Annotated in this window: 25 protein-coding genes; 11 read left to right on the top strand and 14 right to left on the bottom strand. The window is 56.3% G+C overall.

Translation table 11 applies throughout. The features are described 5' to 3' along the window. The first annotated feature begins 275 nt into the window (after nucleotides 1-275). From J2Y91_RS14355 to J2Y91_RS14340, 4 genes are read left to right on the top strand one after another with little or no spacing between them, the layout of a single operon-like run. Nucleotides 276-971 carry an MtnX-like HAD-IB family phosphatase gene (locus tag J2Y91_RS14355; RefSeq protein WP_133624190.1) on the top strand — a complete coding sequence of 232 codons (696 nt, stop codon included), beginning with the start codon at nucleotides 276-278 and terminating at the stop codon, nucleotides 969-971. Next, entirely contained in the window at nucleotides 968-1825 is an 858-nt protein-coding gene (locus J2Y91_RS14350) for an alpha/beta hydrolase (RefSeq protein WP_208864888.1), read from the top strand. Before J2Y91_RS14355 ends, J2Y91_RS14350 begins: the two co-directional genes overlap by 4 nt. Continuing rightward, a complete protein-coding gene (locus J2Y91_RS14345) occupies nucleotides 1822-2178 on the top strand; it encodes an EamA family transporter (RefSeq protein WP_099753370.1) in 357 nt (118 codons plus the stop codon). The genes J2Y91_RS14350 and J2Y91_RS14345 overlap by 4 nt, the downstream gene beginning before the upstream one ends. Next, nucleotides 2178-2558 carry a DMT family transporter gene (locus J2Y91_RS14340; RefSeq protein WP_133624192.1) on the top strand — a complete coding sequence of 127 codons (381 nt, stop codon included), beginning with the start codon at nucleotides 2178-2180 and terminating at the stop codon, nucleotides 2556-2558. Before J2Y91_RS14345 ends, J2Y91_RS14340 begins: the two co-directional genes overlap by 1 nt. Before the next feature lie 44 nt (nucleotides 2559-2602). Here the strand turns inward: J2Y91_RS14340 and J2Y91_RS14335 are convergent, their stop codons facing one another. The 7 genes from J2Y91_RS14335 to ltnD all read right to left on the bottom strand — a co-directional run bounded on the left by J2Y91_RS14335 (nucleotide 2603) and on the right by ltnD (nucleotide 9437). Then, entirely contained in the window at nucleotides 2603-3982 is a 1380-nt protein-coding gene (locus J2Y91_RS14335) for an aspartate aminotransferase family protein (RefSeq protein ID WP_048918648.1), read from the bottom strand. 246 nt (nucleotides 3983-4228) lie between these two features. Then, complete coding sequence (locus J2Y91_RS23185) at nucleotides 4229-4312, bottom strand: small membrane protein YohP (protein WP_443112762.1); 84 nt, start codon at nucleotides 4310-4312, stop codon at nucleotides 4229-4231. A 96-nt stretch (nucleotides 4313-4408) separates the two neighbouring features. Beyond that, nucleotides 4409-5764 carry a GntP family transporter gene (locus J2Y91_RS14330; RefSeq protein WP_099753373.1) on the bottom strand — a complete coding sequence of 452 codons (1356 nt, stop codon included), beginning with the start codon at nucleotides 5762-5764 and terminating at the stop codon, nucleotides 4409-4411. A gap of 97 nt (nucleotides 5765-5861) precedes the next feature. Further along, a complete protein-coding gene (locus tag J2Y91_RS14325; RefSeq protein ID WP_133624193.1) occupies nucleotides 5862-6638 on the bottom strand; it encodes an HPr family phosphocarrier protein in 777 nt (258 codons plus the stop codon). A 2-nt stretch (nucleotides 6639-6640) separates the two neighbouring features. Further along, nucleotides 6641-7264 carry a 3-oxo-tetronate 4-phosphate decarboxylase gene (gene otnC, locus J2Y91_RS14320; protein ID WP_048916789.1) on the bottom strand — a complete coding sequence of 208 codons (624 nt, stop codon included), beginning with the start codon at nucleotides 7262-7264 and terminating at the stop codon, nucleotides 6641-6643. Further along, entirely contained in the window at nucleotides 7261-8523 is a 1263-nt protein-coding gene (gene otnK / locus J2Y91_RS14315; RefSeq protein WP_133624194.1) for a 3-oxo-tetronate kinase, read from the bottom strand. Before otnK ends, otnC begins: the two co-directional genes overlap by 4 nt. Then, the gene (gene ltnD / locus J2Y91_RS14310; RefSeq protein ID WP_048916791.1) at nucleotides 8523-9437 is read right to left on the bottom strand and encodes an L-threonate dehydrogenase; all 915 of its coding nucleotides are present in this window, start codon (nucleotides 9435-9437) and stop codon (nucleotides 8523-8525) included. Before ltnD ends, otnK begins: the two co-directional genes overlap by 1 nt. A 306-nt stretch (nucleotides 9438-9743) precedes the next feature. Here ltnD and ygbI point away from each other — a divergent pair, with 306 nt between their 5' ends. Together ygbI and J2Y91_RS14300 are read left to right on the top strand one after the other, a co-directional pair. After that, nucleotides 9744-10505, top strand: a complete 762-nt coding sequence (gene ygbI / locus J2Y91_RS14305) for a DNA-binding transcriptional repressor YgbI (RefSeq protein WP_133624195.1) — start codon at nucleotides 9744-9746, stop codon at nucleotides 10503-10505. A gap of 153 nt (nucleotides 10506-10658) precedes the next feature. Then, a complete protein-coding gene (locus J2Y91_RS14300; RefSeq protein ID WP_099753374.1) occupies nucleotides 10659-10904 on the top strand; it encodes a hypothetical protein in 246 nt (81 codons plus the stop codon). Between the two features lie 222 nt (nucleotides 10905-11126). Here J2Y91_RS14300 and J2Y91_RS14295 read toward each other — a convergent pair whose 3' ends face one another. Both J2Y91_RS14295 and J2Y91_RS14290 read right to left on the bottom strand, forming a co-directional pair. Then, nucleotides 11127-12230, bottom strand: a complete 1104-nt coding sequence (locus tag J2Y91_RS14295) for a hypothetical protein (RefSeq protein WP_133624196.1) — start codon at nucleotides 12228-12230, stop codon at nucleotides 11127-11129. A 224-nt stretch (nucleotides 12231-12454) separates the two neighbouring features. Next, nucleotides 12455-13081, bottom strand: a complete 627-nt coding sequence (locus J2Y91_RS14290) for a LysE family translocator (RefSeq protein WP_208864890.1) — start codon at nucleotides 13079-13081, stop codon at nucleotides 12455-12457. Between the two features lie 757 nt (nucleotides 13082-13838). Here J2Y91_RS14290 and J2Y91_RS14285 point away from each other — a divergent pair. From J2Y91_RS14285 to J2Y91_RS14265, 5 genes are all read left to right on the top strand, one after another. Beyond that, a complete protein-coding gene (locus tag J2Y91_RS14285) occupies nucleotides 13839-15263 on the top strand; it encodes a cytochrome ubiquinol oxidase subunit I (protein ID WP_048916794.1) in 1425 nt (474 codons plus the stop codon). 1 nt (nucleotide 15264) lies between these two features. After that, nucleotides 15265-16272, top strand: coding sequence for a cytochrome d ubiquinol oxidase subunit II (gene cydB, locus J2Y91_RS14280; protein WP_133624197.1), 1008 nt, complete (start codon nucleotides 15265-15267; stop codon nucleotides 16270-16272). A gap of 150 nt (nucleotides 16273-16422) precedes the next feature. Next, a complete protein-coding gene (locus tag J2Y91_RS14275; protein WP_099753376.1) occupies nucleotides 16423-16677 on the top strand; it encodes a CsbD family protein in 255 nt (84 codons plus the stop codon). A gap of 158 nt (nucleotides 16678-16835) precedes the next feature. After that, the gene (locus tag J2Y91_RS14270; RefSeq protein WP_133624198.1) at nucleotides 16836-17216 is read left to right on the top strand and encodes a carbohydrate porin; all 381 of its coding nucleotides are present in this window, start codon (nucleotides 16836-16838) and stop codon (nucleotides 17214-17216) included. A gap of 295 nt (nucleotides 17217-17511) precedes the next feature. Next, nucleotides 17512-18849, top strand: a complete 1338-nt coding sequence (locus J2Y91_RS14265; RefSeq protein ID WP_133624199.1) for a carbohydrate porin — start codon at nucleotides 17512-17514, stop codon at nucleotides 18847-18849. 506 nt (nucleotides 18850-19355) lie between these two features. Here J2Y91_RS14265 and fetB read toward each other — a convergent pair. Genes fetB through arnT form a run of 5 tightly spaced genes read right to left on the bottom strand, consistent with a single transcriptional unit; the run spans nucleotide 19356 to nucleotide 23174 of the window. Beyond that, complete coding sequence (gene fetB, locus J2Y91_RS14260) at nucleotides 19356-20114, bottom strand: iron efflux ABC transporter permease subunit FetB (protein ID WP_253538611.1); 759 nt, start codon at nucleotides 20112-20114, stop codon at nucleotides 19356-19358. Next, nucleotides 20101-20766, bottom strand: a complete 666-nt coding sequence (gene fetA / locus J2Y91_RS14255; RefSeq protein ID WP_099754947.1) for an iron efflux ABC transporter ATP-binding subunit FetA — start codon at nucleotides 20764-20766, stop codon at nucleotides 20101-20103. The genes fetB and fetA overlap by 14 nt, the downstream gene beginning before the upstream one ends. 46 nt (nucleotides 20767-20812) lie before the next feature. Further along, nucleotides 20813-21196 carry a 4-amino-4-deoxy-L-arabinose-phosphoundecaprenol flippase subunit ArnF gene (arnF, locus tag J2Y91_RS14250; RefSeq protein ID WP_133624201.1) on the bottom strand — a complete coding sequence of 128 codons (384 nt, stop codon included), beginning with the start codon at nucleotides 21194-21196 and terminating at the stop codon, nucleotides 20813-20815. Further along, nucleotides 21196-21513 (bottom strand): 4-amino-4-deoxy-L-arabinose-phosphoundecaprenol flippase subunit ArnE, encoded by a 318-nt coding sequence (gene arnE / locus J2Y91_RS14245; RefSeq protein WP_133624202.1) that lies wholly within the window; start codon nucleotides 21511-21513, stop codon nucleotides 21196-21198. Before arnE ends, arnF begins: the two co-directional genes overlap by 1 nt. Next, nucleotides 21510-23174 (bottom strand): lipid IV(A) 4-amino-4-deoxy-L-arabinosyltransferase, encoded by a 1665-nt coding sequence (arnT, locus tag J2Y91_RS14240; RefSeq protein ID WP_133624203.1) that lies wholly within the window; start codon nucleotides 23172-23174, stop codon nucleotides 21510-21512. Before arnT ends, arnE begins: the two co-directional genes overlap by 4 nt. Nucleotides 23175-23180: the final 6 nt, after the last annotated feature.

Below are 23180 nucleotides of genomic sequence, written 5' to 3'. Positions count from 1 at the left end.
CTCATGGTGAACGCCTTTCACCATTATTATTCTTTATCTCTTCCTGCTACTCCCTATTATCTCTCATCGCGATTTACCCCCCGTTGATATCCGCTGACTTACTCTGCCCCTGCAAACCAAAGAATAACCGCTGCGGACAATTACGGCGTTAAGGATGACAAATGAAGAGGTTATTTTCCTCATCAAACCAGGCCTCCAGGCCAGATGGTCAGTTATCAGGAAACTTACTCCTGATATAGCGTAATCAGTTATCAAATTAAGTTGCGGGTAAATCAATGACGCTTCCCGAAATAATCCCTCCCGGCAGCCACGCCAGCTGGACTGTTTTTTGCGATTTTGACGGCACAATTAGCGGCCAGGACGTGACTGACACGCTGATGGCGCAGTTTGGTATGCCGGGATGGCAGCAGCTTGAAGAGCGATGGGTGCAAGGGGAAATTGGCTCCCTCGCCTGTCTGAGTGGGCAAGTCGCCCTGCTGGATGCATCGCGCCAGCAGCTGGAAAGCTGTCTGGATAATATCGAGCTCGATCCTCATTTCGCGGCTTTCGCGCGCTGGTCACGCTTAAACCATGTTCCTCTCTATATTGTCAGTGACGGGTTGGATTATGCCATCGCGTATCTGCTGCGCAGGGAGCGGATTTCCGGGGTGCCCATTTTCGCCAACCGCTTGCAGCAGATTGCGCAGCGGCGCTGGCGGTTAAGCTCTCCCTATTCTGACACGCTGTGCAGCCAGGCCAGCGGTACCTGCAAGTGCGCCCTCGTCAGGCGTCTGTCCAGACAGCATCTACTGACGATCGGCGATGGGCGCTCAGATTTCTGCGTCGCCGCTAAGGCCAGCCATGTGCTGGCCAAAAGCAGCCTGATCGCCGAGTGCCAACGAGCCGCTCTTCCCTTCACCCCATTCCATGATTTCAGCGAGGCTCAAACCTATCTTGAGGCTCTGCTCACTCGCCCGCAGGCATCTTCATGAAATATGACTATTGGCTAACCGGGGGCAGCCAGGGGGTATTGTTGATTCATGGCTTAACCGGAACGCCGACCGAAATGCGCGGCGCAGCGAGAGCGTTTAATCGCGCCGGTTTTACTGTCTATGCCCTCCAGCTGTCCGGGCATTGTGGCACGGTTGAAGACCTGGTCGCCACGCGCTGGCAGGACTGGTATCAGAGCGTGATCGACGGTGCGGATCGCTTGCGCCAGCAGGTCAGTACGCTGTTTGTTGCGGGGCTGTCAATGGGCGCATTGCTGGCGCTAAAGTACGCCTCTGACTATCCCAGCCGGGTTGACGGTGTGCTGGTTTATGCCGTTACCTTTCGCGGAGATGGCTGGAGCGTCCCAGCGCTAAAACGTATTATCGGCCCCTGGCTACTGCAGTTGGCCGCACGACTGAAAATAGGCAGCTGCCGTTGCGTTGATGAACAGCCCCCCTACGGCATTCGTAATGAACGCCTGCGTAAAAAAATTGCGGCAAAGATGTTGAGCGGTAACAGCGCCGCCGCCGGGCTTCGGGGTACCCCGTGGGCTTCGCTGAACGAAATGATCGTGCTGTCGCGCACGGTGCGTCTCAGGCTGCACTGCACCACTTCACCCTGCCTGATCCTGCACGCCAGCGAAGATGATATTTCCCACCGGCGCAATGCGGAACTGGTGCGCGACAGCGTGAGTGGCCCTGCAGAACTGGTGCTGCTGGCCAATAGCTACCATATGATCACTATTGATAACGATCGCCATGAGCTTTTTCAGCGTTCCATCGCTTTTATCAATCACTTCTCATCCCCTGACGGCACTCCCCGACCTGCGGTAGATGCCGACCGCCTGCTGCAATGAGCCGCCTGACGCTGCTGCTGTGGCTACTGACTACCCTGCTCGACTGCTGCGGGCAGCTCGCCTTTAAGACCGCAGCGCTAAGCAGCGCCCACAGCTCAGGCACGCAGCCGTGGCGTTATATGCTGGCCCGCCCCTGGGTCTGGCTGGGCTTTGTCAGTTACGCAGTCCAGTTTCTGCTGTGGCTGGCATTTCTCTCGCGGGTCGCGCTGTCGCAGGCCGTGCTGCTGGCATCGATTAACGTGGTAGCGATCATGCTGGCAGCCCGCTGGTGCTTTAACGAACGTCTTACTCGCTGGCGGCTGGCCGGCATGCTGTTGATTTCACTCGGCGTTATTATCGTGGGGCTCGGCTGATGAAAAAGTTTTACCTGGTCGGTTTTCTGGCGCTACTGATGTTCGATACGCTGGCGCAGGTCAGTTTTAAGCTTGCCGCACTTCACGCGGCCCCACTGACGCTGGATGCGGCATGGCTGTTACGTCTATTTAGCCAGCTATGGATTTACGCTGCGCTTCTCGGCTATGCCGGGGCATTCTTTACCTGGATGAATTTGCTGAGGTCTGCCCCACTCGGCCCGGCGTTTGCCGCCTCGCACCTTGAGATCCTCAGCGTGACGCTGGTTTCCGTCTGGCTGTTCGATGATGCGTTAACGCTGGTCAAAGCCCTTGGCGGCCTGTTGATTCTCGCCGGCGTACTCTGCCTGGCGAAAGGGGAAGCGGTGGCTCAGTCAGCATAAAAAGAGGCGCCTGATGGCGCCTCAACAACGGAAATAAAGCAGGATTAGCGCTGCTGTTTGGCGCGGGTCAATGCCTGGTCGAGCAGCGTTATGGCCTGGTCAATCTCCGCCCGACTGATTTCCAGTGAGGGTGCGAAGGTGATGACATTTTTATAGTAGCCGCCGACATCCAGCACCAGTCCGGTTTTCTGCCCCTGGTACTCCAGCGTGCCGGAGAGACCAATATCCACCATTTTGTCGAGCAGCGCTTTATCCGGGGTAAAGCCATCGGCCTGGCACAGCTCGGCGCGCAGGGCCAGGCCGAGACCATCGACATCACCGATCTCTTTATGCTGGCGCTGCAGGGTTTTGAGCCCCTCCAGGAAATAAGCGCCTTTTTCTGATACCTGCTTTTCATAATCCTTCTCGGCCAGCATCTGCATCACTTCCAGCCCCACCGCCGTTCCCAGCGGATTAGAGGCAAAGGTGGAGTGGGTGGAACCCACCGGGAAGATCTGCGGATTGATCATCTCTTCGCGTGCCCAAATTCCGGCGAGCGGGTTCAGTCCGTTGGTCAGCGCTTTGCCGAAGATCAGCACGTCCGGCGTTATACCAAAGTGTTCCACCGACCACAGTTTACCGGTGCGGTAAAAGCCCATCTGGATCTCATCCACCACCAGCAAAATACCGTGCTCATCCAGCACTTTTTTCAGCGCCGGGAAGAAATTGCGCGGTGGAATAACGTAACCGCCCGTGCCCTGAATCGGCTCAATATAAAAAGCCGCAAATTCCGCTTCGCGCACCCTGGGGTCCCAGACGCCGTGATACTCATTTTCAAACAGGCGGGCAAAATCGGCCACCAGCTTCTCGGCATACTCTTCCGCCGTCATCCCTCTTTGACGGCGGAATGGGTAGGGAAAGGGAATAAACTGGGCGCGTTCACCAAAGTGGCCGAAGCGGCGACGGTAACGATAGCTGGAGGTGATGGCAGAAGCGCCGAGCGTACGCCCGTGATAGCCGCCTTCAAAAGCAAACATCCGGCTTTTGCCGTGGGTGAAATTGCGCACCAGCTTCAGCGAGTCATCAACGGACTGCGACCCGCCCACGTTAAAATGCACCCGGCCCGGCAGGCCAAATTTGCGCTCCATATCCTGAGCAATCACCTTCGACAGCTCAATTTTTGTCGGGTGCAGATACTGGCTCGCCAGCTGTGGCAGAACATCGATCTGTTTTTTCAGCGCGTTGTCGAGACGGGGATTGGCATAGCCGAAATTGACGGCGGAGTACCACATCTGCAGGTCCAGATAAGGGGTTCCCTGGGCATCAAACAGATAACTGCCCTGGCAGCGTTCAAAGATTTTGGGGGGATTAACATAGTGGACGGTATCACCGTGCGAACAGTACCTGGCTTCATCTGATAACAGCTGCTCTTCATTCATGCTCATAGCATTTCCCGCATTTTCATTTTGAGAAGTGCGAGTATATCTGTTGGGTTTTATATTTAATGTAGTGAAAGGGTGATATTGAAGCGGCATTGATATTATGCGCAGGAATCGTCAAACGACACCTCAGGAAATAACAAACCAATAAAATAAATAATAAATTACATTTCAAAATCGTGGTTATAATTTCAAAACATACAATTACAGGCAGCCCGAATGAGTGACTCTTCAGGCTGCCAGAACGTAATCTTAGAATATCAACTTAAACACGCCCGTCACTGTTAATAAGCCAACGATAAAGATGATCGCAATAATCCAAAGGATAATTTTCATTCCATGCCCTCTAATGTAAAAAAAAGTCACTACGTTGTAGTGACTTGAGTATAGAAGAAGATAACTGATTCGCCTGGTTTGCGATGTTACCCGCTGTTACAGCAGCGCTGACAGCAGCCACACCAGTACAAAACCGGTCAGCCCCATCGCGGTAGTCAGCACGGTCCAGGTTTTCAGACCGTCGGCCACGGACAGGCCGAGATAGCGCGTCACCACCCAGAAGCCGGCATCATTGACGTGCGACAGGCCCAGCGCACCAAAGCAGGCCGAGAGCGTGACAAGCACCAGCTGAATATCGCTAATGCCCGCTACCGCCTGGGTCAGCAGACCGCTGGTGGTGAGGATCGCCACGGTCGCGGACCCCTGCGAAGCGCGCAGCGCCAGCGACAGAATAAACGCAGCGGGGATCAGCGGCAGATGAATGGTTTCCAGCGACAGCGCCAGCGCTTTACCCACCCCGGACTCCACCAGCACCTTACCGAATGCCCCACCGGCGCCCGCCACCAGGATCACTCCGGCAGAGCTGGGGATTGCGCGGTCCAGCATATCGCTCAGCTTGTCACGGCTCCAGCCACGGCGCAGACCGAGCAGCCAGGCCGATAGCGCCAGCGCAATCAGCAGCGCAATCGCTGGCGTACCGATCAGGGTTAACAGCTGGCGCAGCGTATTGCCTTCCGGCAGCACGGTATGCGCCAGCGTCCCGACCACGATCAGCACAATCGGCACGACAATCAGCGAAGAGATCAGCAGCGCGCCTGGCGGCTTCTCCTGGTTCTGGCGCGGGCTGTTTTCCGGTTTTGCCAGCTGCAGCTGCTCCAGCACGCTGAGCGACAGATGATACTGACGGCGGTTCATCGCTTTCGCCACGAAGTACCCCACCACGCCCACCGGGATCGATATCGCAATCCCCAGCAGCATCAGCCAGCCCATGTCGGTCCCCAGCAGTCCGGCCGCGGCCGCAGCGCCGGGGTGAGTCGGCAGCGCCACATGAACGGTCAGCATCACGCCCGCCATTGGCAGGCCATACTTCAGCGGCGAGACGCGGGCCACTTTGGTAAAACCGTAGATCAGTGGAATAACAATAATAAAACCGACTTCAAAAAAGACCGGAATACCCAGAATAAATGCTGCCATGGTGAGCGCCGCGACGGTGCGTTTAATCCCCAGCGTATGGGTAAAGCGCTGCGCCAGCGATTCTGCTCCGCCGGAGGCTTCAATAATTGCGCCGAGCATCGCCCCCAGCACAATGATGATGGTGATAGACCCCAGCAGACCGCCCATTCCTGAGACGATCACTTTCATAATATTATCTGCCGGGATGCCGGTAGCCATCGCCACCATCAGGCTGACAACCAGCAGAGCGACAAACGGGTGGATCTTTATTTTAATCACCAGCAGCAGCAGTATCAGCACGCTGGCCACAGCAATGGTTAAGAGCAGGGCGGTGGACATCTTTCAGACCTCATTATCGTTATATTGCCGCCGGATTCAGGCCGCAAGATTTCAGCGCTGCGCGTCATAAACACGCAGCGTTTAGCTAAACGTCCGCTTATTTATAGGCTGAGAACCAGCCCAGTCCTTCCAGCGTGGTGGTTCGTGGGAAATATTCGCAGCCGATCCAGCCCTGATACCCGCTGCGGTCCAGCAGATCGAACAGCCAGGGATAATTGATCTCGCCTTCATCCGGCTCGTGACGATCCGGGGCAGAGGCGATCTGAATATGCTGGTACTGCCCGGCAAACGCGGTGATCAGGTGGCTTAAATTGCCGTCCACCCGCTGCGCGTGGAACAGATCGAGCTGGCTGTACACGCCAGGCCGGTCGATGCGCTTCACCATCTCCAGCACTTGGTACTGGCTTGAGTAGAGATAGCCCGGCTTGGTTTGGGGATTTAACGCTTCCAGCAGAATGCGCACGCCGTGCGGAGCAAACTTATCGGCGGCATAGCGCACGTTGTCGATAAAGGTGCGGCAGTACGCCTGGCGATCGGCCCCCTCCGGCACCACTGCCGCCATGATATGCACCTGGCGACAGTCAAGCGCCAGCGCGTACTCCAGCGCGTTATCGATATCGCGACGCGCATCCTCTTCACGCCCCGGGATGGCGGAAACGCCCCACTCCCCGGCGGCAGTGTTGCCCGGTGCGGTATTAAACAGCACCAGCTCAAGCCGATTGCGCGATAACGCCTGCTTCAGCTGCGCGGCGTCATACTCATAGGGAAACAGAAACTCCACCCCACGAAAACCGGCCTGCGCCGCGGCGTCGAAGCGCTCCATAAAGGGAACTTCGTTAAACAGGGTCGAGAGGTTAGCAGCAAACTTAGGCATGTTCAGCTCCGTAATTCAGCCACTTCGGCATCGTTGAGATATCGAATCGGGCGGTCGCCCAGGGTAAAGATCAGCCGGGCAGTCTCTTCCAGCTCTTCGGTATTATCTGCCGCTTCGCGCAGGGTTTTCCCCACCACCACCGGGCCGTGGTTAGCCAGCAGGAATGCCTTATAGTGCGGAGCCAGTTTCGCGAGATCCTCTCCCAGCCGTGCATCGCCCGGACGGTAATAGGGCACCACCGGCACATCGCCGACGCGCATCACCACATACGGCGTGAACGGGCGAATGCAGTTCTGGGTATCCAACCCTTCCAGGCAGGAGAGCGCGGTCAGGTAGAGGCAGTGCAGATGCACAATCGCCCCGGCTTGCGGGTTGTTGAGGTAGATAGCCCGGTGGAAGCTGATCTCTTTCGAGGGTTTATCCCCACCAATCCACTCCCCTTCCGGCGTCACTTTTGATAAGCGATCGGCGACCAGTTCGCCAAGACAGGACCCGGTCGGCGTCGCCAGCAGGGTGCCATCTTCCAGACGCATCGATAAATTACCTGCCGAGCCGGTGGCATAACCGCGCTGGAAAAACGAGGCGCCTAATCGCACCATCTCTTCACGTGCCTGTTGCTCTGTCATACTGTGAACTCCGTCTGTGCGCGGGCAAAAAAGTTTTCATCGCCGAAATTACCGGATTTGAGCGCCAGCGAAACCGGCTGCCCGACGCCGCGCACCCAGGGAACGCCGGGAGAGATGGCCGGGCCAATATGGAAGGCATGAATGCCCAGCGTCTGTGCCACCACGCCGGAAGTTTCGCCCCCTGCGACGATAAAGCGCTGCCAGCCGCGCTGCTGCAGTTCGCGCACCACGGCAGCAAACAGCTGTTCAATCGCTTCGCTGCTGTTCTGGGCGCCGTACTGCTGCTGAATACGCTGCAGCACTTGCGGTTCGGCGGTGGCAAACAGCAGCGGGGCCAGCGCGTCAGTTTCATGCTCAGCCACCCAGTCGCATAGCGCGATGGCATACTCTTCCCGCTGGTTGAGCGCACGTTCAACATCTACCGCCTGCGCCGCCGCCTGCTGGCGATAGCGCGCTACCTGGCGGTTAGTCATGGTTGAGCAGGAGCCAGAGAGCACCACGGCACGCTCGCCCTGCGGCGCACCCGCGGCCTGAGCCTGAGCGCTGTCGTGCGCTGCGTTGGCCCACTGGCGCGCCAGGCCGATTGCCAGCCCGGAACCGCCGGTGACCAGCCGCATGTCGCGCAGCGCTTCGCCCTGGGTCAGCAGATGCTGTTCATTCAGCGCATCCAGCACCACGTAGCGCACACCCTGCTCTTGCAGCGCGCTCAGCGCTGCGCGCACGGCAGCGGCCCCGCGATCCAGCGTCGGGCTGGCAACCAGTCCTGCCTTACCGCGACTCTGCGCTTCCATCAGGCGCAGCAGATTACTGTCGGTCATCGGCGTCACCGGATGGTGGCGCATGCCGGAATCGGACAGCAGCTGGTCCATCACGAACAGATGCCCCTGATACACCGTGCGGCCATTGACCGGCAGCGACGGGGAGATAATGGTTTGCGATTCACCCAGCGCATCCAGCAGCGCGTCGGTCACCGGGCCAATATTGCCCTGAGCGGTGCTGTCGAAGGTGGAGCAGTATTTAAAATAGAAGCGCTCGCAGCCCTGCTGCTGTAGCCACTGCAACGCCTGGAGAGAATCTGCCACCGCTTTTTCAGGCGCACAGGAGCGCGACTTCAGGCTGACCACAATCGCATTGGCGTTTAGCTCCAGCGCCTCAGCAGGCACGCCATTCACCTGTACGGTGGACATGCCGTTCTGCACCAGGAAGCTGGCGATATCGGTCGCCCCGGTAAAATCATCTGCAATCACACCAAGACGCATTATTCCTGCTCCTTTTTACCCGGCAGCGTAATGCCGCTGAAAATTTTGATCACCGCGCTGTCATCTTCACGGCCATAGCCTGCGTTGCTGGCGGAGGTGAACATATTAAAAGCGGTGGAGGCCAGCGGCAGCGGGAAGTGCAGTGCTTTGGCGGTGTCGGCAACCAGGCCAAGATCTTTCACAAAGATGTCGACCGCAGATTTTGGCGAGTAGTCGCCATCAACCACGTGGCGCATGCGGTTTTCAAACATCCAGGAGTTACCCGCCGCGTTAGTCACTACGTCATACATGGTATCAAGTGGGATACCGGCCCGGGCGGCGAGCGCCATCGCTTCAGCCCCGGCAGCGATATGCACGCCTGCCAGCAGCTGATGAATAATTTTCACGGTCGAGCCGAGGCCGATTTCCGCGCCGATGCGATATACCTTGCCCGCCACCGCATCCAGCACCGGTTGCAGCAGCGTAAACGCCTGCTCGCTACCGGAGGCCATCACCGTCATCTCACCGCTAGCTGCCTTAGCCGCTCCGCCGGAAACCGGCGCATCCAGCATGATCAGCTGATGGGCCGCCAGCTGCTGTTCAATCGCCAGCGCATCCTGAGAAGAGATGGTCGAGGAGACCATGACCGCCGTTCCCGGCTTCAGCTTTGCTGCCAGCCCGCTCTCGCTAAACAGGATCTGCTTCACCTGTGCGGCATTCACCACCAGCAGCACGACGGCGTCCAGCTGCGCGGCAAAGCTATCGGCGCGGGGTTCGGCAGCCACGGCACCGCTGTCGCGCAGGGTTTGCAGCGCGGTCGGGTTGAGATCGACGCCGTAAGTTTTCAGGCCAGCTTTAATACAGGATTGCGCCGCACCCATCCCCATAGAACCGAGGCCAACGACACAGACCGACATAGATGTTGCGTTTGACATACGCTCTCCGTGTTAATTTTGGTGATTATTTGTTTTGTTGTGTGAAGTATAGGCGCTTTATGGTGATAATTTGGTGACCACGCTCACATTAATTAACAAGAGAAAGCGCATATTTCACAACGCTTAACATCTTTAACTCATCCGCTCACGCTGGCAAATAGAATCAATTTCAACGACTTACCTAAAGGATAATGCGAATAGCATCATGCTCATCAGGGAATAACGTGATAATTTGATAAAAATTGTGGTGCAGAGCCGCGCTGCGCTCCGTTACACTCTGATAAACCGTTAATTTCAGGAGCCGCGATGATCCCGATTGAACGTCATCAACAAATTCTCACGCTGGTACAGGAGCGCGGTGTGGTCAGCATCGCCGAGCTGACCGAGCGCCTTGCCGTCTCGCATATGACCATCCGCCGCGACCTGCAAAAGCTGGAGGAACAGGGTGCCGTGCTGCTGGTCTCCGGCGGCGTACGTTCCACCGAGCGCCTGTCGAGCGAGCCTTCGCACCTTGATAAAACCAGCATGTTCAGCCAGGAGAAGCAGGCTATCGGTGCTGCCGCTGCGCGCCATATTCCCCGCAACAGCTGCATCTACCTGGATGCCGGGACCACGACGCTGGCGCTGGCGCGGGAGCTGGGCGCGCGTGACGACCTGCTGGTGATCACCAACGATTTTGTCATCGCCAATTTCCTTATCGATACCAGCCAGTGCCGTATGATCCATACCGGCGGCACGCTGTGCCGCGATAACCGCTCCTGCGTCGGCGATGCGGCTGCGCAGTCTCTGCGCGGGCTGTCGGTTGATATCGCCTTTATCTCGGCTTCCTGCTGGGGGCCGCGCGGCATCTTCACGCCTGACGAAGAGAAAATTGCCGTCAAGCGGGCGGTGAACGAGGTCAGCAGCAAACGCGTCCTGCTGGCGGACAGTTCGAAATACAACAAGATTGCCACGTTTCTCGCGCTGCCGCTGACGCGTTTTGACAGCATCATCACCGATCCACATCTTGCCAGCGCGGCCCGTCAGGAACTGAATACGCTGGACGTCGGCGTGATCATTGCGGAGTGATCCTGCCGCCCTATTTTCGCGATCGCGATCGCGACCTTTCACTTCTTTACGCTGGCGCCAGGGAGAAGTCGCAGGCGGGTGGCTAAACTTATCCAGGCTGTTTTATGGACTCACTTGCCACCCTTTTCCTTGAAAATGCGATGAGGTGACCTTATGAGCACTATCAGTACCAGTATGGGACGTTACAGTCTGACCGCGCAGAATTCTGGTGGCCATATTAAAGGCGCGATTGCGATTAATGATGAGGGCGGAGCACAGCTCACCCGGCAGGAATTTAACGAACATGATGTCGATGACGTGGTCAATAACGTGATTTATCCGGTCACTGGCGGTAACCGGGTGATCGCCAGCGCCATGCGTGAAAAGATGATTGAAGCGGGATTTGAGCAGCCGCACTGAATGGGTTAACAGAGAAAATAGCTGGGGTGCTTCGCACGATTAGCAGGTTATCCAACCAATCGGATTATTAGATCGATAATCTGCTATCGATCGGTATAAACGCTTATAATTTCTAGTTAAATAGTGCCATTATTTTAGTGCGACAACTCATCGCAAAGCCACAATCAAAGCATTATTGCCCGCATAACCTGCGGGCTTTTTTTGGCCGCAAAAGCGCAAGCGTTACGATCGAACCGAGGGAGGCACCTCCCCACTTTTGATCTCCTCATTGACGCCCTCTTCATCCTCCTCTCTGCGGCGGCTGCGTAAGCGCTGGCTGACCAGGAAAACCGGCGCGGCGAGAAACAGCAGCAGGCTGCCCGACATGCCACAAATCACCAGGCTCACCAGCCCTAACCAGCCGCTGCCGGCGGTCACGCCCGCCGCCACCAGCGACAGCAGGAAAAAGAACATCAGCGTCATGCTGACCGGCCAGATATTGACAATGTCCATATCGCTGAGCGCCATTTTCACCGGTCTGGCGGCCTGCAGCTGTGCCTGCTTCTCCGCCTCTAGCTTCTCTTGCAGCGCCTGAAGGTCGACGCAGGGGGCAACAAAATCTTCTGCAGGCTGCGGATCGTACAGGGCTTCAAACACCGAATCGGGCGCTGGAAAGGTGTGTGGCCATGTTGCGCTGTGCACCCCATAGGTGCTGAGTGCAGGCAGCGTAATACGCGGCCACTGAATCGCCTGCAGATAGCGGTCGTTGAGCACTACCCAGCTCTGACGGATTTTGCCTTTATTCATATGATAGATCTTCAGGCGGTCTGCCGGCGGGTAAGAGAGATAAGTCACTCTGGCGGCAATCAGCGGAATATGGCGCATGCGGCAGTAGTTCACCCGGCTCTGTCCCTGCACGGCTAACAGTAGCGCCAGCGCCGAGATAAAGTACCAGGAGGTGCTTTCCGCAGCGGCTGGGCTGGCAAGGTGCTCACGCAGCTTCTCTTCGCTATTGCCGCTCAGATGCTCCGGCCACCAGCGCCAGCTGCGGCCAATCACCCGTTCGGTCGGCACCTGAAACACGCCCAGCGGTTCGGTTTCCGACGGCAAAATGGCAAAGGGGAAAATTTTACTGAAAAAGGTCAGCGCATCATCCGGCCCGTTCCACTCCCCGCTCGCCTCCAGGCCGTGCAGATTAGCGGTCAGCTCACCCCAGCCTTTTTTCCCCAGCATATCAATCTGATATTTGGTATCGGCCAGTCGCTTACCCAGCAGCATGATATCGCGCGGGATCGCCGCAAGATCCAGTAATGGAATGCTGCTGGGCTCTGTCTGTTCATTTTCCATACTGCTGTTCACCCCAAAGGCTGCTTCATATACCATAAAAAAATTTGGCTTTAGTAAAAAAACCAATAAATATCAATGAACTAGTATATGTAGCAAGGGGCCCGGTTAGCAATACACCGCATCTGATTTGCCGCTAATTTAAACGCATGAGAGCGCTATTTCTGTACGGTCTTCAGGGGAAAACACCCATTAATCGTTTAAAAATAAGCAGTAACGGCTTACGCCTAACGGGAAAAAAGCAGCTTTAAACCGGCCGCCGTGAAAAACAGAGCAAAAGCACCCTCAATGCCGCGGCGACATTTCTGATAACCCCGGCTCATCGCCCGGGTAGAAAACAGCAGCGCATAGCTACTAAATACCAGCCCCCCCAGCACCGCACAGCCGCCGACAATAGCGGGCAAAATCAGCGGAGAGGCATCAGGGTGGATACCCAGCGACATAATTGCTGTCCAGACCAGAATCGCCTTTGGATTCGCGAGATGTAGCAGCAGCCCGCGACGGTATAAAGCCCCGTGAGTTAACGTCACCGTTTCGAGCGGAACGCCTCTTTCCTCACCTTTGCGCATCGCACTGCGTGCCGCTTTGAGCGCCAGCCACAGTAGATATAGACCGCCAACAATTTTGATGGCCACAATCGCCTGAGCATAAATCAGCAGCAGGCCCGACAACCCAGTGGCTACCAGCAGCGCCCAGCACAGCGATCCGGTGATCACTCCGGCGGCCAGCATCAGCGCCGGGACGCGTCCCTGGCTCATCGCCATGCCCATAATCGCCATATTGCTTGGCCCGGGGCTGGCTGTCCCCAGTAAATAGGCCATATATACCGGCAACAACGCTATCAATGTGTCCATCCTGTCCCCTGAGCTGTAGACGATTGCTCCTTGATTTATAGCACGTCAGGTATCTCACAAGCACCCTGCACGTTCATGGGTAACCGTTTTTGATTTCCAACAAGTATTTGCCAGTAAACCGCCTTAAAAGTGTTACAAAATGATTCAATATGAATATTTGTATGTATTACAACCTTAACATTTGTCGGTCAAAAGTCGCGGGAAAGTGACGTGACGATATTATTAAGCGGGAGCGATTTAAGCCTGACGGCGCAGGAATATAATAATTAGCTAACTAATAACATTTTTACAACACCAGGGTCATAATAAGTGATAAAGCAGAGGGTTATTGTGCTGAACTGATACTTAAGGGCGGTCCATCAGGCTTAATCGTTATATAAAATCCACTTGGTTATAAGCAATCAATTCGCTGCCCCGTCATAGTTTCACGGCGAAAACATGCATCCTGCGAGGGTAAAAAGTGCCTTCCCGCCAGAAAGTTACAGTTTCTTCACATATTGGGATCATCCCGCCATCTTGCCTTAACATTCCAGCGCCCTGATTTAACCTGTTAACGAAACAATTTCTCGTAATATCCATTACTGTTATACGTCAGATCAATATTATTGTTGCTACTCCTTCACCTGATTTGGTCTTACGATCAAACCTTCGATGAGAAGTCCCCAATTAGCACCGCTACATTTTTATCAAATGTAGTCTATTTGTTAATAGTGGGTAAAAAAAATAAAAGGCAGTTTATGTTAGATCGAGGTAAGCAATGTTCGGATTAGATGCGTTCCATCTGGCAAGGATACAGTTCGGTTTCACCGTAGCCTTCCACATTCTCTTCCCGGCCATCACCATCGGGCTGGCCAGCTTTCTGGCGGTGCTCGAAGGACTGTGGCTGAAAAGCAAAAATGAGGTTTATCGCGACCTCTATCACTTCTGGTCGAAAATCTTCGCCGTTAACTTCGGTATGGGCGTGGTTTCCGGTCTGGTCATGGCCTATCAGTTTGGTACTAACTGGGCAGGATTTTCTCAGTTTGCCGGCAGCATTACCGGCCCGCTGCTGACCTACGAAGTGCTTACCGCGTTCTTCCTTGAAGCTGGCTTCCTCGGCGTGATGCTGTTCGGCTGGAACCGTGTCAGCCGTGGCCTGCACTTCTTTGCTACCTGCATGGTCGCGCTGGGTACGATTATCTCAACCTTCTGGATCCTCGCGTCCAACAGTTGGATGCAGACGCCGCAGGGTTATGCGCTGCAAAACGGCATCGTGGTGCCGGTGGACTGGTTGAAAATTGTCTTCAACCCCTCCTTCCCATACCGCCTGCTGCACATGTCCGTCGCGGCATTCCTGGTAACGGCGTTCTTCGTCGGCGCTTCTGCGGCTTACCATCTGCTGCGCAAAAACGACACGCCAGCAGTGCGCAAAATGCTGTCAATGGCTCTGTGGATGGCGCTGATTGTCTCCCCTATTCAGGCAATGATTGGTGATGCCCACGGCCTGAACACCCTGGAACATCAGCCGGCGAAAATCGCGGCGATTGAAGGGCACTGGGAAAACCCACCGGGAGAAGCGACCCCGCTGATCCTGTTCGGTATCCCGGATATGAAAGAAGAGCGCACCAAATACGCGGTGGAAATTCCGTATCTGGGCAGTCTGATCCTGACGCACAGCCTGGATAAACAGGTTCCGGCGCTGAAAAGCTTCCCGAAAGAAGACCGCCCGAACTCCACCGTGGTGTTCTGGTCATTCCGCGTGATGGTGGCGCTGGGCATGCTGATGATCCTGTTGGGCGTGGTCAGCCTGTGGATGCGTCGCGGACAGCGTCTGTATACCTCGCGTGCATTCCTGTGGTTTGTGCTGCTGATGGGGCCATCAGGTCTGATTGCGCTGGTCGCAGGCTGGATCACCACCGAAATGGGTCGTCAGCCGTGGGTCATCTACGGCCTGCTGCGCACTCGTGATGCCGTGTCGCTACACAGCACGCTGCAGATGAGCATCAGCCTGATTGCTTTCCTGCTGGTCTATTTTGCCGTATTCGGCGTTGGCTACAGCTATCTGGCCAATCTGATCAAGAAAGGCCCAGAGACGGGCGAAGGCGACCATACGCCAGATGGCGGTCCGGGCACCTCCCACACCCCTTCACGCCCGCTGTCCGCCGTGAAAGAAAAACTTAATTCATCGGAAGAGGGAAAATAAGATGGGAATCGATCTCTCCATTATCTGGTTTGTGATCATCATTTTCTCCACCCTGATGTACATCATCATGGATGGTTTCGACCTTGGCATCGGTATCCTGTTCCCGTTCAATAAAGATCCGGTTGAGCGCGACATGATGGTTAACACCGTCGCGCCCGTCTGGGACGGCAACGAAACCTGGCTAATCCTCGGAGGCGCTGCTCTGTATGGCGCTTTCCCGCTGGCTTACTCGGTCATCACCTCCGCTTTGGCCGCTCCGCTGACCATCATGCTGATCGGACTGATTTTCCGCGGCGTGGCGTTTGAGTTCCGCTTTAAGGCCACTGAAGAGCACCGCCCATTCTGGGATAAAGCCTTTATCGGTGGGTCATTCCTGGCGACCTTCAGCCAGGGTGTGGTACTCGGCGCGTTCATCAACGGCTTTGAAGTGACCAATCGTACTTATAGCGGCCCGGAGCTGGCGTGGCTGACGCCGTTTTCTCTGTTCTGCGGCGTGGGCCTGGTTCTGGCCTATGCGCTGCTGGGCAGTACCTGGCTGATTATGAAGACCGAGAATGAGCTGCACCGCAAGATGACCGCGCTGACCAGGCCACTGCTGCTGGGTCTGCTGGTGGTGATAGCCATTGTCAGTATCTGGACGCCGCTGCAGCATGCGGACATCATGCACCGCTGGTTCACCCTGCCAAACCTGTTCTGGTTCCTGCCGGTTCCGGTGCTGGTAGTGGTGGCAAGCTGGGGCCTGTTGCGTGCGCTGAAGCGCCATGCGCACTATACGCCGTTCCTGCTGACGCTGGCGCTGGTGTTCCTCGGCTTTACCGGGCTGGGCATCAGCGTCTGGCCGAATATTATTCCGCCAACCATCACCATCTGGGATGCCGCATCGCCACCGCAGAGCCAGGGCTTTATGCTGGTCGGTGGTCTGCTGATTATCCCGGTGATTCTGGTGTACACCTTCTGGAGCTACTACGTGTTCCGCGGCAAAATCAAGCCGGATGAAGGGTATCACTGACAGTCAGGGCGGACCGCAGAGTCCGCCTTTTTTTTGTCAATCTTTCGCTCATACAGTCATATTTTTACATACAACCGCAGCGGCAAACTCCGGATGATGGTCTACGCTTAATGTTCTGATTGAGGAAATCATGCCATCAAAGGAGGCAGTATGAGTCTGTTTGATAAAGCGAACGATAAAGCACAAGAAGCTGTTGGAAAAGGCCAGGAAGAGTTTGGCAAAGCCATAGATTCGCCTGAGCATGAATTCAAGGGCAAAGCGCGCCAGCAGGCGGCAAGAGCCTCTTACGCCATCGATGATGCGCTGGACTGTGTGAAGAGTAAAACTCAGGATTCACCGCTGGTTTCACTGGTGATTGCTGCAGGTGTCGGTTTCCTGGCTGCCAAGATCTTCGGCCGCCGTTAACCCCATCGCGTTGTGAAACAAACGCCCTTCGCGGGCGTTTTTTTATGGGCGCTATCCTGAAAACCTCGCGCGGCGCATTAAACAGAGTAATGCGCGCAGGCTGTTGTGCTGTACTGGTGGCGGACCCTGCATTCGCTAAACACAACAAGAGGTGAATCATGGAAAGAACATCACGTCTGATAAAGGGTATTGCCATTATCGCAGTAGCCACAGCGCTGACCGGCCCCCAGGCCGCTGCAGCGCCAGAGCATGTATTACATGACGCACTGCGATATCAGGTTACGCCAACAGCACCTTATCTCATCCAAGCGCCAAATAGCGCGAGCAAACAGCCCAGCGCACCGCCGGAAGATTATCGCGCCGCCAAACCACAACCGTTAATGCGCGGCGAAGGCTTCAACTATCATCTGTATTACAACTACCGTTTAACACCGCACATCATCCTGCGCCCTAATCTGCAACAGAGCACTAAGCCCGGTGCAGTCAGTGACCATTCACAGCGTTTTGTCGGTGGTATCGGCGCTGGCATTAACTTCTGACCAGACTACCGCTCGTTCTTCCGAACGGGCGGGCTATTCCGTTACTCTACAAACCCGCACCTGATACATCCCCTCACAAATTAAATCATTCGCATACACAATAAGTTTTTTCACTTATGGAACTTAGCACAAATCTATAATCGGGATAATTCCCTGACATGCTGTTATATACAACGCCGCGTAACTTTGTGCGGTAATACCCTATTAAGCATTTAGCACCCAACATTCCGCACGGTTTCTCACTTTCAGGATGATTGTACGCGTAGCGGATTTGATAATTTAAAAGGCATGAATAATGAAAAGAAAAGCGTGTTGCCAGCGGCATCTAAAAAAATCCGTATTACTCAGTTCCCTGCTGATGGCGTCTGCTGCAGCCTGCGCCGATATGGCTCCGCTGAGCGTTGACTCACAATATATGTTCGGTGACTGGGACGGTTATCGTAGCCAGTTAAAAGAGGACGGGGTGGATTTCCAGGTGAATTACACCATGGAGTCGGCCGCCAATCTCGCCGGCGGCTACAATACCTCCACGACTGCACGCTACACCGACCAGTGGGCATTTGGCACCACGCTCGACCTGGAAAAGCTGCTTAACTGGGACGATACCCAGTTCCAGACCACTATCACCAGCCGTAACGGTCGCGACCTGACCCAGCATATCAACGATCCGCGCACTGGCGGCCTCTCTTCCGTAGAAGAGGTCTGGGGGCGTGGGCAGACCTGGCGTCTGACTCAGTTCTGGATCAACAAAGGTTTGTTTAATCATCTGGTGGAGGTTAAAGCGGGGCGCCTGACGGTCGGGGAAGATTTTGGCTCTTTCGACAGCAAATTTGAAAACCTGGCATTCGGCAGCGGCCAGGCCGGTAACTGGCGCGGTGACCGCTGGTTTAACTGGCCGGTTTCGCAATGGGGCGGCCGCATTAAGTTAAACCTGCCGGACGATATGTTCTTCCAGGTCGGCTTCTATAATCAGAACCGTAATAACTACGATCGCGGCAACGGTTTCTATCTGGATGGCAGCCCAAGCATGGGGAATCTGGTGCCGTTCGAATTTGGCTGGAAACCTCTGCTGGGCGCTGACAAGCTGCCGGGTAACTATCGCATCGGCGGTTACTACTCCTCGGTTAACGGGGATAAATACGCCAGCTATCACAACGGCAGCTACGGTAATCAGGCCAAAGCTTACGGCGGCTACGTGCTGTTACAGCAGCAGTTGACGGCAACGGATGGCGATGTCAATCGTGGCCTCGGCGTGACGGTTCAGGCGGTCATGAATGACCACAAAACCTCGAAAACCGACAATTATCAGGCCGTTTCATTTACCTGGAAAGGGCCGTTTGCTGCGCGCGCGCAGGATGAGATTGGCCTGGGCGCTGCGCGTATTCACGTCAACAGTGACTACAGCAAAATGCAGAAAGAGAGCAACGAATTCAACGGCGAATACGACTATAACAGCCCAACCTATCTGCCGATCCAGCACGGTTCCGAATGGAACTACGAGGTGTATTACAACGTGCATGCCACTAACTGGCTAAATCTGCGCCCAAGCCTGCAGTACGTTGCCTCTCCGGGTGGCGTCAGCGGCGTGAAAGATGCGTTTATTGGTGGTCTGAGCGCCAATGTGAACTTCTGATGTAGCGAAAATTCGCAGGCAGCGGGCGGACCGAAACAGAGGGTCCGCCGTTATGACTACGTATAGGGGGATACCTCTGAGGTATTCCCAGAAATGGCTTCCCTCGCTAAACCTCCGCTAACCGGTCTGAGCTCAGCCTGAGCACGCCGGAACGGCAAAAGACGCTCCCTGCGGGCCTCGGCACGCGGCATCCCTGCCGCGTGACGTCCGGCTTACCTCAGGCCAAGCTCATCCCCCACTCGCATCGTGCTCGCTGTAGGTTTTAAACCGCGACGCTGCGGCTTTGGGTGCAAGGAGGGAGGGCTGATTGCAGCAGGCCCACGGCCAGGGATGGCCGTGAGCCAGGCTACAGGGATGTATTCATGCCGGTGCGGAAAGCAGCCCTCCCTCCTGAAACCGGGCATCTGTCATCCCGCGATAATATTCAAATCAGTGTTTGTGGGGATACTTCAGGGGGCGACCTTGTTTCCGGTCGCCCCTCCGCATTCAGTCGTCAATCCAGTGGGTTATTTCAACTGCACGCGCGCGGTATAGAAACGGCGGGCGGCCAGATATCCGGCAACAATGGTCGACAGGCTGGCCGTTCCCAGCAGCATGAACGTCACCATGATCTGATATTTAATCGCCTTTACTGGATCAATCCCGGCAAAAATCAACCCGGACATCATTCCCGGCAGGCTGACCAGCCCCACCGTTTTTGCGGCGTCCACAGTGGGGATCATCGCGGCGCGAATGCTGTCACGCACGATACTCCCTGAAGCCAGTTTGGCACTTGCTCCCAGGCTGAGCATCTCCTCCACTTTCTGCCGGTTATCGCTGAAGCGCTGATTGAGATTGCTAAAGCACAGCCCCACCGCCACCATCGCGTTACCGGCAATCATCCCGCTAATCGGGATCACCTGCATCGGCATAAACTCAATCGCGCCGCTGAGCAGCAGAATCGCCAGCGTCAGCGTGGTGCCCAGCGTAATCGCAATAAATGAGATAACAAACCCGTGGTCGATCGCCCGGCTGCGTTTCTTCGCATTGAGCGCGGCATTCACGCAGATAAACAGCACCATCAGGATGGTGAGCCAGCGGTTGTTCAGGTCGAAGATATATTTCAGCACGTAGCCGACAATCACCAGCTGGACGATGGCACGCGCCACGCTCCAGACGATATCTTTCTCCAGCCCCAGCCGCTCTTTCTTACTCAACAGCAGGGCAATCAGCACCAGTACCAGCGCCAGAGCCAGCGACTCATTGGTAATATTATGCTGGTTCATGCTGCTCTCCTTTTACTGCTGGCTCCAGCCGCAGCACCCGCCGCTCGCCGCCGATTTCATGGGGATCGTGGCTGATCCAGATCGCCGCACAGCCCTGCTCTACCTGCCGATCAATCAACTGCTGAACCCGCTGCTTATTCTCTTCATCCAGCGCGCTGGTAATCTCATCCAGCAGCAGGATATCCGGTGGAAACTGCAGATTGCGCAGCAGCGCCACGCGCTGTTTTTCACCGCCCGATAGCTGGTCAATTGGCTTGTCCAGCAGCTCTGCCGCCAGATTGACCCTGGATAGCCACTCGATCATGCGTGCACGATCGGCAGAGCGCTGACGAATCTGGTAAGGCAGCGCCAGATTGTCATAGACCGTGCTGCCAAACAGCTGCGGCGTCTGGAACACGTATGAAACACGCTGGCGGTAGCTTTCCACCTTCAGGTCCGCAAGCGGCTTACCGTTGAAGCGCACTTCCCCGGCGCTCGGTTCCAGCAGCGAGGCAATAATTTTTAACAGCGTACTTTTTCCGGCGCCCGACGGCCCGGTTAGCCAGAGAAACTCGCCGCTGTGCAGCTCAAATGAAAGCGGCGCCAGCAGCGTTTTTTCCTGCAGCGCAAAAGAGACCTCCCTGACCTGCAGGAGAGGAGATGTGGTGGTCATAGATTATTGAAACTCTGAAAAATGAATGGAGAGAATAATAGCACCGTCAGCGCGTTTTTTTCTGCGGCCAGCAGATCAATAGCAGCCCGGCGAGGATTAAACCGCCGCCCGCCAGCTTGCCCCAGACAAACTCCTCGTTTAGCCCCGGCAGCCACAGCGCGGCGGCCCACACCAGCAGATAGCTCAGGCTGAGTAGCGGATAGGCGCGGCTCAGCGCTATGCGCTGCAAAGCCAGCAGCCAGCACAGCATCGACAGTGCATAAGCCAGCACTCCGGCGAGCAGCGCCTGCACCGCCGGGACCAGACTGAACAGCACCGTGAAAAATGCCGATGGCTCGCCGATCGCCGGCAGCCGCACCATCGCCCACTTCAGCAATAGCTGCGCCGCGCTGACCAGCAGCACGCTACAATACGCCAGCAGCCAGCCCATCAGGTATAGCTCCCCATCACCGCAACCCCGGCAACAATCAGGATAATCCCCAGCGCATGACGCAGCGGAATGGCCTCATGCCACAGCCAGCGGGCGGCAAGGGTCACAAAGATAAAATTCAGGCTCAGCATCGGGTAAGCGACGCCAAGCGGCGTGGTTTGCAGCACGCGCAGCCACACCAGCATCGCCAGGCCCAGCAGCAGCACGCTTAATGCCAGCCAGCCCCAGAGTGCGGCGCGCTGCACCGTCGCCTGCTTCTGGCATAACTGCCCGCCACAGCTGAGCAGGCTGGCAAGGAGGATCAGCAGCATATTCATGGCTGCTGCAGATACAGGTAATAGAGCATTCTGCCGTGCTGAAAGCTGCGATCGGGCTGCGGAATACGATCGTCCGTCGGGCGTTTATCGTCCGACAGCTTCATCACCAGCGACACCTCGCCCTGGCGACGATGCTCACTCAGCCACTGGGCAAACTGCACTGCGGTGACCAGGCGCTGGCGACTGTCAGCATAGCTCACCCCATACGCCAGCTCGCCCGGCTGGTCGAAGAGCAGAATATCGCTGCGCTTCAGCTGCCACGCCAGCGCCGAGGCCATGCCAACGTTATTCGCCAGGATAAAGCGACTGTGCGCCAGTTCAGGCATCAGGCTGGCAATAAACGGCTGAGGCTGCTTGGAGTAGATGACCTTGTCCGGTATCGCCGCGCCGACCACCAGTGCCAGCATCAGCGGGCACAGCGCCGCCAGCTTCCAGAATTTCGCCCCGCCAAGCAGGGTGATCATCCCCATCACCGCCCAGAACAGGAACGCCAGCGTGGCCAGCTGAGCCTTGAACAGTTCGGCATAAGGATAGAGCGGATGATGCATCAATCCCCACGGCGCCAGCACCAGCAGCACCGTCAGCATCAGCAGCGCGCCGAACGTCAGATTGATGATGCCATTGGCTTTCAGGCCGCGCCCCCCCTCGGAAACCAGCCGCACGCCGTGGTGCGCCAGCAGGATCGCCAGCGGCGCGAAGCACGGCAGAATATAGGTTGGCAGCTTCCCTTTGGCGAGACTGAAAAACAGCAGCGGCATCACCACCCAGCACAGCAGATAGAGCGATCCCTGATGGCTGTTTCTTTCGCGCCATGCCCGGGCTAAAGCCCCCGGCAGCAGCCCGAGCCACGGCAGCGTGCCGGCAATCAGCACCGGAATGTAGTACCAGAACGGTGCCTTATGCTGCGCATCCTCCTCGGCAAAGCGCTGAATATGCTCCACCCAGAAGAAGTAGTGCCAGAAATCCGGCTGCTGGCGCGCAATGCTGACTGCCCAGGGTGCGGAGATCAGTGCCGCACTGACCAGCGCCAGCGGCCCGTACAGCAGCAGCTCCTTAAACCGCCGCTGCCAGATCGCCCACGGCACAATCGCCACTACCGGCACTGCGAGCGCCAGAAAGCCTTTGGTCATAAAACCCATGCCGCAGGCGAGCCCGAGCAGCAGCCAACCCAGTACCTTTTGCCGCGTGCTGCTGCCTGCTTCCGCCGCCAGCCAAAAGCTGCACATCGCTGCCACCAGCCACAGGGTGATCATCGGGTCAAGCACCGCATAAGTGCCAATGGCATACACCAGAAAACAGGTAAGAAAAATCACCGCAGCCAGCAGGGCCGTGCCGCGCTGTTGCCCTATACGCCGCGCCAGCCAGTAGACCAGCAGCGCGCTGAGCGTGATGGATACCACCGAACCAAAGCGCACCGCAAAATTACTGCCGCCAAATACCCATTGACTGAGATTGTTGACCCAGTACCCGGCTATCGGTTTTTCGAAATAGCGCAAACCAAGGAAGTGCGGCACGCTCCAGTTACCGCTGGCCAGCATTTCACGGCTGATTTCCGCGTAGCGCAGCTCATCGGGCTGCCACAGCGCGCGCAGCTCTAATGGAATGAGATAATACAAGGCATAGCAAAACAGTAGCGGCAGCGCATAACGCAGATATTTCATGCCGGG

This window comes from Erwinia aphidicola, from assembly GCF_024169515.1.
Classification (GTDB): Bacteria; Pseudomonadota; Gammaproteobacteria; order Enterobacterales; family Enterobacteriaceae; genus Erwinia; species Erwinia aphidicola.
Note: the sequence above shows the minus strand (reverse complement) of the source record. Positions and strands in the feature narration are given on the sequence as shown.

What these genes read in the sequence shown, in the direction of transcription:
- J2Y91_RS14290 (WP_208864890.1), bottom strand. Translation starts at nt 13,081, where the DNA reads ATGGACACATTGATAGCGTTGTTGCCGGTATATATGGCCTATTTACTG.
- fetA (WP_099754947.1), bottom strand. Translation starts at nt 20,766, where the DNA reads ATGACCACCACATCTCCTCTCCTGCAGGTCAGGGAGGTCTCTTTTGCG.
- J2Y91_RS14285 (WP_048916794.1), top strand. Translation starts at nt 13,839, where the DNA reads ATGTTCGGATTAGATGCGTTCCATCTGGCAAGGATACAGTTCGGTTTC.
- J2Y91_RS14355 (WP_133624190.1), top strand. Translation starts at nt 276, where the DNA reads ATGACGCTTCCCGAAATAATCCCTCCCGGCAGCCACGCCAGCTGGACT.
- J2Y91_RS14270 (WP_133624198.1), top strand. Translation starts at nt 16,836, where the DNA reads ATGGAAAGAACATCACGTCTGATAAAGGGTATTGCCATTATCGCAGTA.
- J2Y91_RS14335 (WP_048918648.1), bottom strand. Translation starts at nt 3,982, where the DNA reads ATGAGCATGAATGAAGAGCAGCTGTTATCAGATGAAGCCAGGTACTGT.
- J2Y91_RS14330 (WP_099753373.1), bottom strand. Translation starts at nt 5,764, where the DNA reads ATGTCCACCGCCCTGCTCTTAACCATTGCTGTGGCCAGCGTGCTGATA.
- ygbI (WP_133624195.1), top strand. Translation starts at nt 9,744, where the DNA reads ATGATCCCGATTGAACGTCATCAACAAATTCTCACGCTGGTACAGGAG.
- arnF (WP_133624201.1), bottom strand. Translation starts at nt 21,196, where the DNA reads ATGGGCTGGCTGCTGGCGTATTGTAGCGTGCTGCTGGTCAGCGCGGCG.
- J2Y91_RS14340 (WP_133624192.1), top strand. Translation starts at nt 2,178, where the DNA reads ATGAAAAAGTTTTACCTGGTCGGTTTTCTGGCGCTACTGATGTTCGAT.
- J2Y91_RS14295 (WP_133624196.1), bottom strand. Translation starts at nt 12,230, where the DNA reads ATGGAAAATGAACAGACAGAGCCCAGCAGCATTCCATTACTGGATCTT.
- ltnD (WP_048916791.1), bottom strand. Translation starts at nt 9,437, where the DNA reads ATGTCAAACGCAACATCTATGTCGGTCTGTGTCGTTGGCCTCGGTTCT.
- J2Y91_RS23185 (WP_443112762.1), bottom strand. Translation starts at nt 4,312, where the DNA reads ATGAAAATTATCCTTTGGATTATTGCGATCATCTTTATCGTTGGCTTA.
- J2Y91_RS14350 (WP_208864888.1), top strand. Translation starts at nt 968, where the DNA reads ATGAAATATGACTATTGGCTAACCGGGGGCAGCCAGGGGGTATTGTTG.
- otnK (WP_133624194.1), bottom strand. Translation starts at nt 8,523, where the DNA reads ATGCGTCTTGGTGTGATTGCAGATGATTTTACCGGGGCGACCGATATC.
- J2Y91_RS14325 (WP_133624193.1), bottom strand. Translation starts at nt 6,638, where the DNA reads ATGCCTAAGTTTGCTGCTAACCTCTCGACCCTGTTTAACGAAGTTCCC.
- J2Y91_RS14265 (WP_133624199.1), top strand. Translation starts at nt 17,512, where the DNA reads ATGAAAAGAAAAGCGTGTTGCCAGCGGCATCTAAAAAAATCCGTATTA.
- otnC (WP_048916789.1), bottom strand. Translation starts at nt 7,264, where the DNA reads ATGACAGAGCAACAGGCACGTGAAGAGATGGTGCGATTAGGCGCCTCG.
- fetB (WP_253538611.1), bottom strand. Translation starts at nt 20,114, where the DNA reads ATGAACCAGCATAATATTACCAATGAGTCGCTGGCTCTGGCGCTGGTA.
- arnE (WP_133624202.1), bottom strand. Translation starts at nt 21,513, where the DNA reads ATGAATATGCTGCTGATCCTCCTTGCCAGCCTGCTCAGCTGTGGCGGG.
- cydB (WP_133624197.1), top strand. Translation starts at nt 15,265, where the DNA reads ATGGGAATCGATCTCTCCATTATCTGGTTTGTGATCATCATTTTCTCC.
- arnT (WP_133624203.1), bottom strand. Translation starts at nt 23,174, where the DNA reads ATGAAATATCTGCGTTATGCGCTGCCGCTACTGTTTTGCTATGCCTTG.
- J2Y91_RS14300 (WP_099753374.1), top strand. Translation starts at nt 10,659, where the DNA reads ATGAGCACTATCAGTACCAGTATGGGACGTTACAGTCTGACCGCGCAG.
- J2Y91_RS14345 (WP_099753370.1), top strand. Translation starts at nt 1,822, where the DNA reads ATGAGCCGCCTGACGCTGCTGCTGTGGCTACTGACTACCCTGCTCGAC.
- J2Y91_RS14275 (WP_099753376.1), top strand. Translation starts at nt 16,423, where the DNA reads ATGAGTCTGTTTGATAAAGCGAACGATAAAGCACAAGAAGCTGTTGGA.